13 protein-coding genes and 3 tRNA genes are annotated in these 16,323 nt (G+C 67.8%); 2 read left to right on the top strand and 14 right to left on the bottom strand.

Features of this window, described 5'->3' with window-relative positions; all coding sequences use genetic code 11:
* Positions 1–20: 20 nt before the first annotated feature.
* The gene (rpsB, locus tag AC5RUP_RS13080; protein ID WP_494158628.1) at positions 21–920 is read right to left on the bottom strand and encodes a 30S ribosomal protein S2; all 900 of its coding nucleotides are present in this window, start codon (positions 918–920) and stop codon (positions 21–23) included.
* 376 nt (positions 921–1,296) lie between these two features.
* Between rpsB and AC5RUP_RS13075 the strand changes: the two genes are divergently transcribed.
* Positions 1,297–1,803 carry a murein hydrolase activator EnvC family protein gene (locus AC5RUP_RS13075; protein WP_494158627.1) on the top strand — a complete coding sequence of 169 codons (507 nt, stop codon included), beginning with the start codon at positions 1,297–1,299 and terminating at the stop codon, positions 1,801–1,803.
* On the opposite strand, the gene AC5RUP_RS13070 is transcribed toward AC5RUP_RS13075, so the two are convergent.
* The 6 genes from AC5RUP_RS13070 to AC5RUP_RS13045 all read right to left on the bottom strand — a co-directional run bounded on the left by AC5RUP_RS13070 (position 1,800) and on the right by AC5RUP_RS13045 (position 7,271).
* Positions 1,800–2,990 carry an acyl-CoA dehydrogenase family protein gene (locus AC5RUP_RS13070; protein WP_494153854.1) on the bottom strand — a complete coding sequence of 397 codons (1,191 nt, stop codon included), beginning with the start codon at positions 2,988–2,990 and terminating at the stop codon, positions 1,800–1,802. The two genes, AC5RUP_RS13075 and AC5RUP_RS13070, sit on opposite strands and share 4 nt — an antisense overlap.
* 232 nt (positions 2,991–3,222) lie before the next feature.
* Positions 3,223–3,296 (bottom strand) — tRNA-Ile (locus tag AC5RUP_RS13065).
* Between the two features lie 87 nt (positions 3,297–3,383).
* The gene (locus AC5RUP_RS13060; RefSeq protein WP_494133272.1) at positions 3,384–4,580 is read right to left on the bottom strand and encodes a glycosyltransferase; all 1,197 of its coding nucleotides are present in this window, start codon (positions 4,578–4,580) and stop codon (positions 3,384–3,386) included.
* Positions 4,581–4,632: 52 nt separating this feature from the next.
* Positions 4,633–5,547: a DMT family transporter gene (locus AC5RUP_RS13055; protein WP_494068041.1), complete on the bottom strand. Its 915-nt coding sequence runs from the start codon at positions 5,545–5,547 to the stop codon at positions 4,633–4,635.
* A gap of 42 nt (positions 5,548–5,589) precedes the next feature.
* Positions 5,590–6,219 carry a CDP-alcohol phosphatidyltransferase family protein gene (locus AC5RUP_RS13050; RefSeq protein WP_494153855.1) on the bottom strand — a complete coding sequence of 210 codons (630 nt, stop codon included), beginning with the start codon at positions 6,217–6,219 and terminating at the stop codon, positions 5,590–5,592.
* 89 nt (positions 6,220–6,308) lie between these two features.
* Positions 6,309–7,271: a phage holin family protein gene (locus AC5RUP_RS13045; protein WP_494153856.1), complete on the bottom strand. Its 963-nt coding sequence runs from the start codon at positions 7,269–7,271 to the stop codon at positions 6,309–6,311.
* Between the two features lie 207 nt (positions 7,272–7,478).
* Here AC5RUP_RS13045 and AC5RUP_RS13040 point away from each other — a divergent pair, with 207 nt between their 5' ends.
* On the top strand, positions 7,479–8,897 hold the full coding sequence (locus AC5RUP_RS13040) for a GH1 family beta-glucosidase (RefSeq protein ID WP_494153857.1): 1,419 nt from the start codon (positions 7,479–7,481) through the stop codon (positions 8,895–8,897).
* Between the two features lie 49 nt (positions 8,898–8,946).
* On the opposite strand, the gene AC5RUP_RS13035 is transcribed toward AC5RUP_RS13040, so the two are convergent.
* From AC5RUP_RS13035 to AC5RUP_RS13005, 7 genes are all read right to left on the bottom strand, one after another.
* A tRNA-Asn gene (locus tag AC5RUP_RS13035) sits at positions 8,947–9,019 on the bottom strand.
* A 120-nt stretch (positions 9,020–9,139) separates the two neighbouring features.
* Positions 9,140–9,212, bottom strand: a tRNA-Asn gene (locus tag AC5RUP_RS13030).
* A gap of 80 nt (positions 9,213–9,292) precedes the next feature.
* Positions 9,293–11,392 carry a DNA primase gene (gene dnaG / locus AC5RUP_RS13025; protein ID WP_494153858.1) on the bottom strand — a complete coding sequence of 700 codons (2,100 nt, stop codon included), beginning with the start codon at positions 11,390–11,392 and terminating at the stop codon, positions 9,293–9,295.
* Positions 11,393–11,501: 109 nt separating this feature from the next.
* Positions 11,502–12,806, bottom strand: coding sequence for a deoxyguanosinetriphosphate triphosphohydrolase (locus tag AC5RUP_RS13020; RefSeq protein WP_494153859.1), 1,305 nt, complete (start codon positions 12,804–12,806; stop codon positions 11,502–11,504).
* The gene (gene dusB / locus AC5RUP_RS13015; protein WP_494153860.1) at positions 12,790–13,971 is read right to left on the bottom strand and encodes a tRNA dihydrouridine synthase DusB; all 1,182 of its coding nucleotides are present in this window, start codon (positions 13,969–13,971) and stop codon (positions 12,790–12,792) included. The genes AC5RUP_RS13020 and dusB overlap by 17 nt, the downstream gene beginning before the upstream one ends.
* Positions 13,972–14,188: 217 nt before the next feature.
* Positions 14,189–14,857, bottom strand: coding sequence for an HAD family hydrolase (locus AC5RUP_RS13010; protein WP_494155366.1), 669 nt, complete (start codon positions 14,855–14,857; stop codon positions 14,189–14,191).
* A 69-nt stretch (positions 14,858–14,926) separates the two neighbouring features.
* Entirely contained in the window at positions 14,927–16,321 is a 1,395-nt protein-coding gene (locus AC5RUP_RS13005; RefSeq protein WP_494158626.1) for a YibE/F family protein, read from the bottom strand.
* Positions 16,322–16,323: the final 2 nt, after the last annotated feature.

Raw genomic sequence — 16,323 nt, 5'->3', positions numbered from 1 at the left:
GCGCCCCCGGTGAGTCGGATTTACTTCTCGGTGTCCGCGGCGGGTGCTTCGGCAGCCGGGGCTTCGGCGGCCGGGGCCTCGGCGGCGGGAGCCTCAGCGGCAGCTTCGGCGGCCGGAGCTTCGGCGGCGGGAGCTTCCGCGGCGGGAGCTTCGGTCGAGCCCTCGAGCAGTTCGCGCTCCCACTCGGCCATCGGCTCGGCCGGCGCTTCGGTGTTGCCTGCGGCGCGGTTGTTGCGGGCGATGAGGCCCTCGGCAACGGCGTCGGCGATCACGCGGGTCAGCAGGTTGACGGAGCGGATGGCGTCGTCGTTGCCCGGGATGGGGAAGTCGACTTCGTCCGGATCGCAGTTGGTGTCCAGGATGGCCACCACGGGGATGCCGAGCTTCTGGGCCTCGTCGATGGCGAGGTGTTCCTTCTTGGTGTCGACAACCCACATGACCGAAGGGGTCTTGGTGAGGTTGCGGATGCCGCCCAGCGTGGTTTCCAGCTTGGTCTTCTCGCGCTGCAGCAGCAGCAGTTCCTTCTTGGTGCGGCCGGAGGCAGCGACGTCGTCGAAGTTGATTTCTTCGAGTTCCTTCAGGCGCGAGATGCGCTTGGAGACGGTCTGGAAGTTGGTCATCATGCCGCCGAGCCAGCGCTGGTTGACATACGGCTGGCCGACACGGGTGGCCTGCTCGGCGATTGCTTCCTGGGCCTGCTTCTTGGTGCCGACGAACAGGACGGTGCCGCCGTGGGCGACCGTGGCCTTGACGAACTCGTAGGCGCGGTCGATGTAGGACAGCGACTGCTGCAGGTCGATGATGTAAATGCCGTTGCGCTCGGTGAAGATGAAGCGCTTCATCTTCGGGTTCCAACGGCGGGTCTGGTGACCGAAATGTACGCCGCTGTCGAGCAGCTGGCGCATGGTAACGACTGGCATGTCGTCACTCCTTCCGGCAGCACCGGGCTGGGCCTGGGCTGCTGCCTGTAGACGGTTGTTAGCTTGTCGCCCGGCGGGCTAAGCTCCTGGCGTCTGTCGGCGCCGCCGGCTCGGCGGCGCATGTGCCCGGACCGGTTTCCCGGACCGCCTGGGCACACTTCCATCGCTAAGATCAAGCCGATGGATTTCAGACACGCGTAGTCAGCCTCCGTCCGGACATGCGTCATGGACGGAAAACTGCTTCGTCCAGTGTACTACAGGCGGCACCCTGTTCCTGCGCGTTCCCGCCCTCCACAGCCGGCCGGAGACAAGGGGTTGCGCACACCGTCCGGCGCCGCCGCGGCATGGTCCGGGGGCAGCGGCGAGGATCGGTTGCATGACGCCGACCATGTTCCGCTTCGCCGCCGCCGCGGCCTCTGCCGTGCTGCTGGCCGCGGCCGGGTCACCCGAGCCGGCGGGCCGGTCCGGTTATTCGCCGCCGTGGAGCTGGCCCGCCAGCCCGCAACCTGCCATCGTGCGCGGCTTTGCCCCGCCGCCGAAGCCGTGGCTGGGCGGACACCGCGGCGTCGATTTGGCGGTTCCGGCCGGGGCAACGGTCCTCTCCCCCGCCGACGGCCGGGTCAGCTTCTCCCGCCGGGTCGTCGACCGACCGGTGGTCACCATCGATCACGGCAACGGCCTGCGCAGCAGCCTGCTGGCCGTCGCATCCGAACTGCGGGCCGGAGATACCGTTGCGTCGGGCGATCCGGTGGGAACGGTTGCCGCGAGCAGCCATTGCGCATGCCTGCACTGGGGCGTCCGTCGCGGCGACGCCTATGTCAATCCCCTGCAGTTCGTCATGGACCTGCGGCCTTCGGTATTGCTGCCGGTGCCGGATGGCTAGACGAACGCCGCCACGCCGGTGATCGCCCGGCCTGCCACCAGGGAGTTGATCTCGTGGGTTCCCTCGTAGGAGTAGATGGCCTCGGCGTCGGCGAAGATCTTGGCCATTTCGTAGTCGGCCACGATGCCGTTGCCACCCAGGATGTTGCGGCCCAGGGCCACACTTTCACGCATCCGTGCGGTGGTGAACGCCTTGGCCAAAGCGGACTGCTCGTCCTTGGCCTGTCCGGCGTCTTCCAGCTGCGCCAGGCGGACCATCATGCCCATCGAGGCGACGGTGTTGCCGAGAATCTGCACCAGCTGGTCCTGCACCAGCTGGAACGATGCCAGCGGCTTCCCGAACTGGTGCCGCTCCACGGCGTAGCGCCGGGCCACATCGAAGGCAGCCATCTGCTGCCCCACCGCCTGCCAGGCGACGGCAAGCCGCGTCACCTTCAGCACCTTGTTGGTGTCGCGGAAGCTGTTGGCGCGCTTGAGCCGGAAATCATCGGGGACCACCACGTTTTTCAGGGTGATGTCCGCGTTCTGCACGGTACGCAGGCTGATCTTGTTCTCGATCTTCGTCGCAACGTAGCCGGGGGTGGCCGTGTCCACGAGGAAGCCCTTGACCTGGTTGTCGGCCAGGTCGCGCGCGAAGATGACGACCCAGTCCGAGAAGGTCGCGTTGCCAATCCAGCGTTTGGCCCCGTTCAGCACCCAGCTGTCCCCGTCGCGCCGGGCCGTGGTGCGCGTGCCGCCGGCGACGTCGGAGCCGCCGAGCGGTTCCGTCAGCCCGAAAGCGCCGATCTTCTTGAGGGCATAGATGTCCGGCAGCCAGACCTCCTGCTGCTCCTTCGACGCGAGGACTTCGATCGATCCGGCGAACAGGCCGTCGTGGACCCCCAGGAACGTGGCGATGGAGGTGTCGGCGCGGGTGAACTCCGCGTGGACGAGGCCGGCGAACAAGTTGGAATATCCCTGCCGCCTGACCGGGCTGACCACGTCCAGGTCCGCCAGTTTCGGAATGATCTCCAGGGGGAACTCCGCCCGGTTCCAGCAGTCGACGGCGATCGGCCGGACTTCCTTGGCCAGCCAGTCGCGGATGTCGTGCAGCCGCGAACGTTCGGGTTCCGAGAGCATCTCCTCGAACGAGTAGAAGTCTCCATCGGCGTAGGGAAGGTCGTTCGGATCGATGACGCGCTGGCCCATAGTGGCTTCCTTTTCTGTGAACAGGTCGCGGCCCCGGGCAGGAGGCGCCGGGGAAAGAACAAGTTACTGAGCAGTAACTTAGCGCACAACCGGTCATCGGGCAACGGCCGAAGGCGCGGCCGCAGCTTCAGCCGGGGTGCCGGGGCAGCCGCAGCCATGGACTCCCGCGGGAGTCCGGCCGGCGGCATGACGAAGGCCCCGGACCATCCTGATCCGGGGCCTTCTCTAAACGTAGGGCGGGTGGGGCTTGAACCCACGACCAAAGGATTATGAGTCCTCTGCTCTGACCGGCTGAGCTACCGCCCCTCGTTGCCGGCAGTGCCCCGCAGCGCGGGGACCGTTACCGGCACCTTAGACATACTAAGTCCTCCCGACCGGCGGGCGCACGTTGGCCTAGTCGAGGAAGTCGTCTGCCGAGGCTCCGCGGTAGAGCTGCTCGAAAGTGTCCATGGTCTTGTCGATACCGTGCCGCATCGCCTTCGCGTGGCTGGCTTCGCCCATGGCCTCCAGCCGCTCGGGACTCTGGCCGAGGACGGCGTTGAGCTTTGCGGCAAGATCGGCGGGATCGCGGGGGGCAAACAGGTAGCCGTTGACCCCGTCGTCCACCAGGTGCGGCAGGGCCATCGCATTGGCCAGCACCACCGGCTTGCTGGCGGACATTGCTTCCAGGGACACCAGGGACTGCAGTTCGGCGGTTCCGGGCTGGCAGAACACAGCCGCGCGCAGGTACGCCCGGCGCAGTTCGGCGTCGTCCACATGGCCCAGGAACGCGATCCTGCGGCCGAGCCCCATCGCGGCGACCCTCGCCTCGAGGTTCTTGCGCTCGTCGCCGTCGCCGATGATCTCCAGATGGACGTTCAGCGCCGGGTCCGTCATGGCCAGCGCCTCGATCAGCGTGTCCACGTTCTTTTCCACCGCCAGCCGGCCCACAAACAGCACCGTGGGATGCTCCGGCCTCTCGATCGTTTCCCCGGGTGCCAGCTCGTAGGCGGCGGCATCGATGCCGTTGGACAGCGGCATCACCTTGTGCAGGAAAGCGTGGTCCCGCATCGCCTTGGCGGCAAGCGGCGTCGGCGTCGTCACCACGGCTGCCTTGCCCATGATCTTGCCCATGTCGCGCCAGGAGTTCTTCGCCACGATGTCCAGGAACCACTGCGGGAACGGCAGGAACGGCTCCAGGTTTTCCGGCATGAAGTGGTTGGTCGCGATGGTGCGGATGCCCCGTCGCACTGCCTCGGCGATGGTGGCCTGTCCGATCATGTAGTGGCACTGGATGTGCACGACGTCCGGTTGGACCTCATCGAAGATCCGCTTGATGTCGCGTTTGATCTCCCAGGGAAAGCAGATGCGCCACGTCTCGTGCGTCGGCACCGAGTGTGAGCGGAGCCGGTGCACCGTCGCCTCCGCACGGTGTTCCACGAAGGTCGGGCCCTTGTCATACCGCCCGGCGATGATGTCGACGCTGTGTCCGCGCTTGGTCATCGCTGTGGCCAGCCGGAACCCGAAGACGGCCGCCCCGTTGACATCCGGCGGGTAGGTATCGGCTGCAATCAGGATCTTGAGGGGTTTCGGTCCGATGTCGTCGCTCACCTGCGGCAGGACTCCTTGTTTCGTGGTCACGGTATTGGTCATCGCGCCGGCCCTAAGGTTTTTTGCCCGAGGCTTGGGCCCGGCGCCGGGCTTCTTCCTGTTTTTGCAACACGTCCGGATGGTGCCTCGAGAGGGCAATGACCCCAACAATAGCAACCAAACCTGCCCCCACCATGCCAATCGCAAACACCGGTTCGACGTCGGGCCTGAGCTCTCCGAGGATGAAAATGCCGATGGCGATGCCGACCAGCGGGTCGATCACCGTCAGCCCCGCGATGACCAGGTCGGGCGGGCCGCTGGCATAGGCGCTCTGGACAAACCAAGCCCCCAGGCCGCCGGCCGCGGCGACGGCGATGAGTGTGTAGATCGGTACGTTCCCGATGAAACCGCCGCCCGGCTCCAGCAGCCGCAGGCCGATGATCCTCACCAGCACGGCAACGAAACCGAACAACATGCCGGCCCCCAGGATGTAGGCGAAGGCATTCAGCCTGCGCCGGAACATCAGTTCCAGCGAGAGGAAGACGGCAACGACGACGGCCAGCAGCAGGACCGCTGAGAGTTCCTCGTCGGCCCGCACCCGATGGGTCGCGCCGGTTACGTTGACCGCCAGCAGTACGAAAACGGCACTGCCTGCCACACAGGTTGAGATCGCCACCACCGTCACGCGGTTCAGCCGGATCCCCTGATCCTTGGAATTGATGATCGTGGTGATCACCAAGGCGATGGCGCCGATGGGCTGGACGACGGTCAGCGGCGCGCTCACCAAGGCAAACACGTTCAATCCCATCCCGACGGCCAACAGCAGCAGTCCCAGGACCCAGCGGGGATTGCGGAGCATCCGCAGCAAACCGGCGACGCTCATCGCCAGGCCGCCCGTATTGGCTTGGACGGCACTGGCTTGGCGCTGGGTGCCGAGGGCGAGGAAGAAGGCACCGAGCAGGGCGCAGAAGATTGCTAACCAGACCATGGGGTCCCGTCAGGAGATGTCCGTTTCCGCCCGGAGCGCGGGTCAACCACGGTGTGGATCGTTCTGCCCGGCCTCGCGCAGGCGCTTGTACTTGCCCCAGGCCGCCCGCATGTAGCCCAGCCAGGCGAGGACGTGCCCCGCACAGCCCGCGGCCAGGATGGCGTAGGCCAGGGTCAGCAGCCAGTCGTGCCCGAACCCCTCCACCCGATGGAGCAGCAGCAGCGGAGTTCCCGCCAGCAGCAGGGCCGTCCGGACCTTGCCGATGACCGTGACGGGAAGGTCGGGGCTGCCATGGAACAGGAGCAATGAGAACACGAGCAGGATCGCGTCGGGGATGATGATGGACAACAGCAGCCACCACGGGGCAATGCCGGCCGCGACAAACGTCGTGGCCACGATGATGAGGGCCAGCCGGTCGGCCACCGGGTCCAGCCACTTGCCGACCGAGGAGATTTGGTCGAGGCGGCGGGCAAGGTAGCCGTCGACCCAGTCCGTGGATCCCAGCACGATCAGCGTGATGGTGGCTGCCCCATACGAGTGTCGGGCGATCAGCCAGACGAACAGCGGCACCGCAAGGAAACGCAGGACGGTGATGAGGTTCGGGATGGTCCAGAACGTGTGCAGCTCGCGGTACTCGAAGTCGCGCCGCGTCCCGGCACCGATGATCCTCAACGCCGTCCCTCCCCTCAGTCGTCGTTCCACGCTGGGCAGCCGGCTGCGCTGCAGCCGGCTCCCGTGCCGCCGTGCGACGGTGGTAATGGTTATTTTTTCAGCAGCCGCCGGAGCATGACGCCCATGGCGGTCAGCGAGACCGCCAGCGTCGCCAGTGGCTTCCAACGCTCCCTCAGCTCCGGGCCGGCCTCGCTGACGGCTTCGGCGCCTGCTACCAGGCGTTCCGTGGCAGCATCTGCCGCATGCTTCGCCCGGCGCTTGGCCTGCTCCGCACGGGGCTTGGGGTCGACGCGGCGGCCGAGATCGTCCCTGACTGCCGCCAAATGGTCGCGGCGCTCCGCGGTACGGGCACGCAGTTCGTCCATCGTCGGAGCCGGCTCCTGCGGTTCCTTGCGCTCCGCCTTTTCCGCCTTGGTCTCCTTTTGGGGCTTTTCGTCCAGTGTCGCCGGATTGAAGCTGCTGCCCTCACGCAACACGCCGACGTCGTACTTGACGCCGCGGATGGCCTCGGCGGGCAGGAGCGGCATGGCCTTCTTGCCCCTCGAGATTCCAATGAGGGCCAGGATTCCGCCGAGGATCAGGAACACGGCTGCAACAAGCAGCGCCGCCAGCCAGGCCGGCATGATGAGGGCCAGTCCCATGATTGCGGCGACCAAAAGGGAGATGGCCATCAAGACCAGGAACACCAACGCGACCGCCAGGATCGCGGCGGCAATGCCTGCCTTGACGCCCTTGCCCTTGAGCTCGAGCAGGGCCAGCGAGAACTCGTCCTGAAGCTGGCGGGGGGTCAGCTGGCCGGCGAGCCGTGCCAGCCCCGCCGTCGACAACCTGGCGCCGGCAGCGGTGCTTCCGGGCTGTCCGACACGGGCAGCGGTGCTCCCCGGCTGCCCGACACGGGCTGCAGCGCTCCCGGGCGGCCGCAACCCGGTGACGGTGCTTCCGGGAGTCCCCGCACCGGTGACGGTGCTTCCGGGAGTCCCCGCACCGGTTGCGGTGCTCCCGGACGTCCTCGCACCGGTTGCGGTGCTTCCGTGGCTTTCCGGACCGGTCATGGGCTCTGCCTCCATCTTGTCGGTAGTGCGCGAGTGTCCATACCTTCAAATTATCATTCTGCCCCAGTCTGGCCCCTCAGCCGTAGGGAGTAGTTTCACTGGAGGGCTGTGGAACAAAAAATAAGAGTAAACGCTTACGTTCACCCGCCCTGCGAACTAGGCTGGCAGGCAGCCGGTGTCCATGCCCGTTTCCGCAAGGGATCAGTGATGAGCAAGGTCGTGCAATTTCCACAGCAGTTCCTGTGGGGCGCCGCGACGGCCGCCTACCAGATCGAAGGTGCGTCCGGCGACGACGGCCGCACCGATTCCATCTGGGATGTCTTCTGCCGGCTGCCGGGAGCGACCGTGGGCGGCGAGACCGGCGAACGGGCCTGCGACCACTACCACCGCTACCGCGAGGACGTCGCCCTGATGTCATCCCTGAACCTGGGCGCTTACCGGTTTTCCACGTCCTGGCCGCGGGTCAAACCGGACGACGCGGGCGTGAACCCGGCCGGCCTGGATTTCTATTCCCGCCTGGTGGACGAACTGTGCGCGGCGGGCATTAAGCCCTGGCTCACGCTGTACCACTGGGATCTGCCGCAGGCGCTGCAGGAGAACGGCGGCTGGGCGAACCGGGACACCGCCTACCGCTTTGCGGAATATGCCCTGGCGGTCCATGAGGCGCTCGGTGACCGGGTACGCGTCTGGACCACGCTCAACGAGCCATGGTGCTCGGCATTCCTCGGCTATGGTTCGGGTGTCCATGCCCCGGGTATCCAGTCGAGGCCGCAAGCCCTGGCGGCCATGCACCACCTGCTGCTGGGGCACGGGCTGGCCACCGACGAACTGCGCCGCCGCGATCCGGCCGCCGAGCTGGGCCTCACCCTTAACTTCACGGTGGCGGATCCCCTGAATCCGGAGGATCCCGTCGATGTGGACGCCGCCCGCCGAATCGACGGCCAGTTCAACCGTGCGTTCCTGGACCCGGTCTTCCGCGGTTCCTACCCGGCGGATTTTCTGGTGGACGTGGGGCCGTACGGACTGGAAGCCAGTATCCGGGACGGCGACCTGGATCTGATCGGAACCAGGATCCAGGTGCTGGGGGTCAACTACTACCACGGTGAAGCGGTGACCGGGCACCCCCGCCCGGACGCGGAAAACACGCATGCCGCCCCGGTCGAGCGGCCGGTGGCGCCGCCCTACCCCGCGGCCGACCATGTCAGCTCTGTTCCCCGCGGGCTGCCCACGACGGCGATGGGTTGGGAAATCCAGCCGGAAGGACTGCACCTGCTGCTCGTCCGTTTGCAGCACGAGTACAGCGGGCCGGCCGGGACGGCGCTCTTCGTCACCGAGAATGGGGCGGCCTTCGACGACGAGGTCTCGGCCGACGGCGCCGTGCATGACCGGCAGCGGCTGGAGTTCCTGCGCGCGCACATCCTGCAATGCCACCGTGCCATCCAGGACGGCGTGGACCTGCGTGGCTACTTCGGCTGGTCCCTGATGGACAACTTCGAGTGGGCCTGGGGCTACAGCAAACGCTTCGGCCTGACCCGGGTGGACTACGCCACGCTGGAGCGCACCGTCAAGGACAGCGGCCGCTGGTATGCGCAGGTCGCGGCCGGCAACCGGGTCGCCCCGGCCTAGCCAAAGAAAAATCCCGCAGCCGGCGCGGGTGCGGGATTTTGTCTTGCAGCTCCCCCGACTGGACTCGAACCAGTAACCCTTCGATTAACAGTCGAATGCTCTGCCAATTGAGCTACGGGGGATTGAAGCGAGTAAAACTCTAGCAGGACGGCGGCGCGGAGACGAAATCGGCCTCGCGCCGCGGGCCCCGGAACGCACAGGATCCCCGCCTCCTGCAGGAGGCGGGGATCCTGGTTTGTCCGCTCCCCCGACTGGACTCGAACCAGTAACCCTTCGATTAACAGTCGAATGCTCTGCCAATTGAGCTACGGGGGAAAGCTGTCATCCGCCACCGGCGGTTTGACCTCCAACAGCATACTCAATGCAGGCCGGAACAAGCCAATTGACGGCCCGGCCTACTCCGCGCGGAGGGCCCGCCGCTGCATCTCCAGTTCCATCAGTTCACGGTTGATCTGCTGGAAGCTCTCTGGATCGGACGTTGGATCCATCCGTTGCAACTGGCCCAGCTTGTCGGCCTTCAGGTGGGTGATCTGCAGGTCCTGAAGCCGGTTCAGAATCCCCCGGCAATACAGCCGCAGGGCGTCGTCGTTTTGGGCAGGCAGCGGGGTCACCGCAAGTTCCGAGACGAAGGTGCGCAGCTCCTCCGGGACCTCCTGGCGGATGGTCTCCACCCACTGCGAGGGTGTGGCACCGGAAACACCGGCCGCCCGGACGGCGCCGTGGATGGCCACATGCACGGGCGCCAGGAAGCGGGCCTGCATGAACTGTTCCCACTGGTTGGCATCGAGGAGGCCGGGCTGCTGGATGGCCACTTCTAGTGCCTGGTGTTCCAGGCGGACTACGGGATCACGCAGGTCCGGCCGCGGAAAGGCGGGAGGTGCCGCGTACTGGCCGGATTCCCGGGCGTAGTCCATTTCTCCGCCGGCCTCGGCGCCCCTGCCGTAGCCGCGCTGCGCGGCGTGCCCGTAGGCAGGCTGGCCGTCCTGTTGCCGCGGGGAAGTTTTTCCCGGATTCCATGCGTCCCGGCCCTGCTGACCGCCGCCGCGCCGGTAGGGTCCGGGCGGCTGCTGGTTGCCGCGGTTCGATTCCTGTCCGCGGTCCTGCTGGCCCCGTTCGCGGCCCGCCGCCCGGGTCCCGGATTCCTGTCCCCGTTTAGCGGCCCCGGCCACCGCGCGGGTGACGTCTTCGATGTCCATGCCCAGCCAGCCGGCGAGTTCACGCGAGTAGCCGGGTCGCATGGCGGGGTCCCTAATCTCGGCAACCACCGGTGCCGCGGCACGCAGGGCCTGGACCCTTCCTTCAACCGTGTCCAGGTTGAACTTCTTCAAGGTGGCCTTGATCGCGAACTCGAACAGCGGACGGCGGGAGCTGATCAACTCGCGCACCGCACCCTCTCCGTGGCTCAAACGCAGGTCGCACGGATCCGCGCCGCTCGGCTCGACGGCTACGTAGGTCTGGGCAACGAAGCGCTGGTCTTCCTCGAAGGCCCGCAGCGCTGCCTTTTGGCCCGCCTCGTCGCCGTCGAAGGTGAAGATGACCTCGCCGCCGGTCCCGTCGTCGGAGAGCAGGCGCCGGGCAATCTTGATGTGGTCGGTGCCGAAGGATGTGCCGCACGTCGCCACGGCCGTGCGGATGCCCGAAAGGTGGCAGGCCATTACGTCCGTGTAGCCCTCCACGACCACCAGTTGGCGGTTGCGGGCGATGTCCCGTTTGGCCAGGTCGATGCCGTACAGGACCTGCGACTTCTTGTAGAGCGCCGTCTCCGGCGTATTGAGGTATTTGGGCCCCTGATCGTCCTCGAAGAGCTTGCGGGCACCAAATCCTATGGTCGCGCCGGTCAGGTCGCGGATGGGCCAGATGAGCCGACCGCGGAAACGGTCATAGATCCGGCTGTTCCTGCCGTCGGAGCCGTCCGATCCGCCGGAGAACATGCCGGTCATGCGCAACTCGTCCTGGGTGAAGCCGCGGCCGGTCAGGTGCTTGAGCAGGCCGTCCCAGCCCTGCGGGGCATAGCCCACGGCGAACTGCTCCGCGGCGGCCTGGTCGAAGCCACGTCCGGAGAGAAACTCCCGAGCCGTCGCGGCACCCGGGCTCTGGAGCTGCTCCCGGAAGAACTCCGCGGCAACCTTGTGTGCGTCCAGCAGCCGCTGCCGCTTGCCCACGTCCTCCCGGCGGGGGCCGGTGCCGCCGTCTTCGTACCGGAGCGTGTAATTAATCCGGTGGGCGAGTTTCTCCACGGTCTCGCTGAACGTGGTGTGATCCATCTTCTGCACGAAGGAGATGACGTCGCCGCCCTCGCCGCAGCCGAAGCAATGGTAGGTGCCCACCTGCGGACGGACGTGGAACGACGGCGACCGCTCGTCGTGGAAGGGGCACAGGCCCTTGAATGAACCGATGCCGGCCGACTTCAGCGTGACGTAGCCGTCGATGACTTCCTTGATGTCGGTACGCTGGCGGACTTCATCGATGTCTTCACGCTTAATGAGTCCGGCCATAGTCCCATGGTATGCAGCCGTGCCAAATCGACGGCGGAACCGCCGGCGGCTTGTGCAGGAGGCGCCGCGCGCAGCCGCCTGTGGAGGGAAGCTGCGGCGGCCCGTTATCTCACAGGAGGGTGCGGTGGGACCCCATCAGGCGTTCGTGCAGCGCCAGGGCGGAGACATCGGTGAGCGAGGCGATCTGGTCAATGACCACGCGAAGGCGGCCGCCGTCGTCGTCCGCATCCCGCCAATCCGAGGCGAAGGGCTCCTCCAGATGCTTCTCCCCCGTGGCATGGAGCTCGCTGACCAGGTCGTGCAGGATTTCCTGCTGGTGTTCGTAGACCGGCTGGCGCAGGTCCGCGGTCATCACGAATGTGGTGGCCAGGCCCTTCATCACGGCGATCTCGGTGGCGGTCTCCTGCGGCACCACCAGCTCCGCCCCGTAGCGGGTCAGCTGCTGCGGGCCGTAGATGGAGCGGGTGGCTTCCATCGCGCTCGAGCAGAAGCGGCCGATCAACTGGCTGGTCATGTCTTTCAGCGCGGCCATTGCCTTGCGGCTGCCGTCGGCCTCGCGCACCCAGACGCCGGAGCGCTCCAGCCGGATGAGCGCCTCGTCCACTTCCTGGGCGTCACTGGAGGGCAGGTACCACTGCTGGGTGTAGCCGATGACCCTGCTGCGGGTGTCGGCGCTGTCCAGCCACTTGAGCTGGATGCGTCCGGCCACGATGGCGTCTTCGACGTCGTGCACGGAGTAGGAGATGTCGTCGGCGAGGTCCATCACCTGGGCTTCCAGGCAGGACCGGCGCTCCGCGGCGCCTTCGCGCAGCCAGTTGAAGACGGGAAGGTCGTCTTCGTAGGCGCCGAACTTGCTGGTGCGCTTGCCGTGGATCACCGGCGCGTCGTCGGCGGACCACGGGTATTTGCAGGCCGCGTCCAGGCTGGCCCGGGTCAGGTTCAGCCCGGCCGGCGATCCGTCCGGGCGCAGGATCTTGGGCTCCAGCCGGGTCAGCAGCCGCAGAGTCTGGGCGTTGCCCTCGAAACCGCCGATGGCGTGAGCCGCGGCGTTCAGCGCGGTCTCCCCGTTGTGGCCGAACGGGGGATGACCCAGGTCGTGGGACAGGCAGGCGGCGTCCACCACGTCGGGGTCGCAGCCCAAGGTACGTCCCAGTTCGCGGCCGACCTGCGCCACTTCCAGGCTGTGCGTCAGCCGCGTCCGCACGAAGTCGTCCGTGTCCGGGGACACCACCTGGGTCTTGGCGCCCAGCCGCCGCAGTGCCGACGAGTGCAGGACCCGGGCCCGGTCGCGTTCGAACTGCGTGCGGTAGGTGCTCTTCGGCTCCTCCGTGTACCAGCGTTCCTGGTCGAACTCCGTGTAGCCCGGCGTGGGCGGGGCCGGGCGCCCGGTGCGTACCTCAGCCACCGGAGACATCCAATTCAGCGGCGGCGATCATGGCCTTGTGGTCCGCGTTCAGCTCCCGGCTGGACAGCCAGCCGTCGGGCAGCGCCGTGCGTTTGGGCGAACCGGCCCGGCCGCGCGGGCCCTCGGCGTCCATCCCCGGGTAGGGAGCGTCGGCATCCAGTTCGGCCAGCAGTTCGCGCAGCACCTCCAGGGTGGGCACCTGGGCCAGCGCGGCACGCAGCTCTCCGCCCACCGAGTATCCCTTGAAGTACCAGGCCACGTGCTTGCGGATATCCCGCAGGGCCTTGCCCTCGTCCTCGAAGTAATCCACCAGCAGCTCGGCATGCCGGTAGAAGCTGTCCGCGACGTCCTTCAACCCGGGGCGGAAGCGCCTGTCGGTTCCTTCGAAGGCGGCCTGCAGGTCGCCGAACAGCCACGGGCGGCCTTGGCAACCACGGCCGACGACGACGCCGTCCACTCCCGTTTGGTGCACCATCCGCACCGCGTCCTCGGCGCTCCAGATGTCGCCGTTGCCCAGCACCGGGATGTCCGGCAGGGCTTCCCGCAGTTCGGCGATCGCGTTCCAGTCGGCCTTGCCCGAGTAGAACTGGCTGGCGGTGCGGCCGTGCAGTGCCACGGCGGCAACCCCGGCGTCGCGGGCGATCTTGCCGGCCTCGATGAAGGTCAGGTGCTCGTCGTCGATCCCCTTGCGCATCTTGATGGTCAGCGGCACGTCGCCCTTGGCGGCCTCGCGGGTCGCGGCCTGGATGATCGCGGTAAACAGTTCGGTTTTCCAGGGCAGCGCCGAGCCGCCGCCGCGCCGGGTGACCTTCGGCACCGGGCAGCCGAAGTTCAGGTCTATGTGGTCGGCGCGGTCTTCCTCCACCAGCAGCCGGACGGCGGCACCGACGGTCTTGGGATCCACGCCGTAGAGCTGGACAGACCGCACGTCCTCGTCCTCATCGTGCGAGATGATCCGCATGGACTCCCGGTTGCGTTCGACCAGCGCGCGGGACGTGACCATTTCCGCCACATACAGGCCGCCGCCGTACTGGCGGCAGAGCCGGCGGAACGCCTTGTTGGTGATGCCGGCCATGGGTGCCAGCACCACCGGGGTGTCGACGGTTATCGGGCCGAGTTTGAGCGGCGGAAGCTCGAGCTTGGCGGCCGATTCGGGGGCAGCGGTAAGTGTCACCCCACCATTCTCTCAAAACCGGGCAAATCCGTCCGCCGGGCACCCACGCCTGTGGACTTACGGCCCGGTCCACTTCACCGCCGGTCCTCCGCACCGCCGGGGTTCGCCCACGGCGGCGGGACAGCCGGGCCGCGCGCCGGCCGTCAGGCGCGCAGCAGGCCGCCAGTCACGCAGCGGCCGTTAGGCGCGCAGCAGGCCGCCTGCCGCCTGCCGCCCGTCAGGCGCGCAGCAGGCCGCCGAGGGCGCTGTCCGTGAAGTGTTCGAGCAGGTCCTGCGGGTCCCGGTACACCTCTGCCGCGCCGGCGTGGAGCAGGGTCGCAGCGGGGGTCCCGCCGCATTCGAGGCCGATGCACGGGATCCCGAGTTCTCCCGCCGCCTGGACATCCCACACGGCGTCGCCCACGAAAACGGTGTCTGCGGGCAGCAGGCCCGCCGCGTCCAGGGCCGCTTGCAGGATGTCCGGCGCCGGCTTGCTGTTCTCCGCGTCCGCGGAGCTGGTGGCCGCGGTGATGGACCCGTCGGCGTCGATCACGCGGCGCAGCACTTCCAGCTCCGTTCCCTCGGCGGAAGAGGCCAGCACGACGGCGAAACCCTCCTCGGCGGACCGGCGCACCAGCTCACGGGCACCGTCGAAGCGGCGCAGGGCCGGCCAAAAGGTGGAGAAGACCGTTCCGTGGGCGGCCTTGAGATCCTCGTCCCGGGACTGGTCGCGGTCCTCGTCGAGCAGCTGCGCGATGAGCCTGCCGCCGCCCATTCCCACGCAACGGTGGATGGCCGCCATCGGGACGTCGAGACCCGCCTGCCGGAAGGCCTGCCACCAGGCCAGCACGTGCAGGTAGTTCGAGTCCACCAGCGTCCCGTCCACGTCAAACAGCACGCCCTTCATGAGCACTCCTCCCGACGACGGCGATGGTTCTTTCGGCACCTGCGCGGGCGCGGCGCCACTGTGTGCAGTCTAGCCGCTCGGGTCGCCGGGCCTGCCGTGGCCGGCCGCGGCTTCCGCCCCGGGGTCCCGCACGCCTGTGTCGGCGGCCGCGCCGGCCGCGCCGGGCCCCCGCACGCCTGCGTCGGCATCCGCCGTGGCTCCGGCCATGAGGTGCCGGGGGCCTGACCGCTCCCCCGCCGCCGCCGGGCCGCGGATGCCGGTGGCCTTGACCACCAGCACCGCGATCAACGTGGTGATCGGGATGGCCAGGACCAGGCCGATGGATCCGACCAGGGTGCGCACAATCTCCTCGGCCAGTTCCCCGCTGGTCAACGTGGCGAACAACGGCCGGTCGTGCAGCGACACCAGGATCAGTACCGGAAGGGACGCGCCGGCGTAGGCGAAGGCAATGGTGTAGACGGTGGAGGCGATGTGGTCCCGTCCCACGCGCATGGCGCCGGTGAACAGGCGCCTGGCAGAGGCGCCGGGAGCCAGTTCGTACATCTCCCACACCGCCGAGGACTGGGTGATGGTGACATCGTTGAGCACGCCCAGGCCGGAGATGATCAGCCCGCACATGATCAGCCCGGAGACGGAGAGGCTGCCGCCCAGGTTGATCAGCTGATAGGTGTAGTCGTCGTCCACGCCGGTCAAGTACGCGGCGTCGGTGGCCCAGGCCGCCAGCAGGGCGGTCACGCCCAGGCCGAACAGGGTGCCCAGCAACGCGGTGGACGTGCGGGCCGAGAATCCGTGTGCGAAGTAGAGCACCCCGACCATGATGACCACCGAGCCGATCAGGGCCAGCAGCAGCGGCGGCTTGCCTTCCATGAGGCCCGGCAGGATGAACTGCGCCAGGACCAGGAAACCGCCCGCCAGCCCCAGCATCGCGCGGAAACCGCGCCAGCGGGCCACGGCCACCACGACCAGGGCGTAGAGCACGGCCAGCAGCACCATGGGGACGCTGCGCACGAAGTCCACGAAGACGTAGGCCCCCTCCTGCCCGCCCATGACGCCGGAAAGATTCAGGTAGCGAATGGTGTCGCCGGCCTCGACGCCGCGCGAGGCCGCGATCTCCGGGGTGATCTCCACGGGCAACGGCGAGCCGCCGGCGTCGGGCTGGGTGTAGGCGACCAGGCATTCCTGCGCCTCCATGCCGGCGTCCACCGCCGCCTGCGAGGTGGGGCAGTCTTCCAGCTCCACCCGCTGCACGGTGCCGACGTCGAAGGTCACCCCGGGTGCCGCGGCATAGGGATCGGGGACGTTGGCTCCTGCTCCGTCCCCGGAGGGCCAGAGCAGGATCATGCCCACCAGGGTCAGGACTGTGACCGGCAGCAGGATGGCCGCCAGGAGCAGGTTGGCCCGCCGCCGCGCGGCCAGGGCGGCGGCACCTGGCGTGGAGGTTCCGTGGCTGTGGCTGTGCCCCATCC

Source organism: Arthrobacter sp. Y3223151, from assembly GCF_059091125.1.
This window is presented reverse-complemented; position numbering and strand designations above follow the sequence as displayed.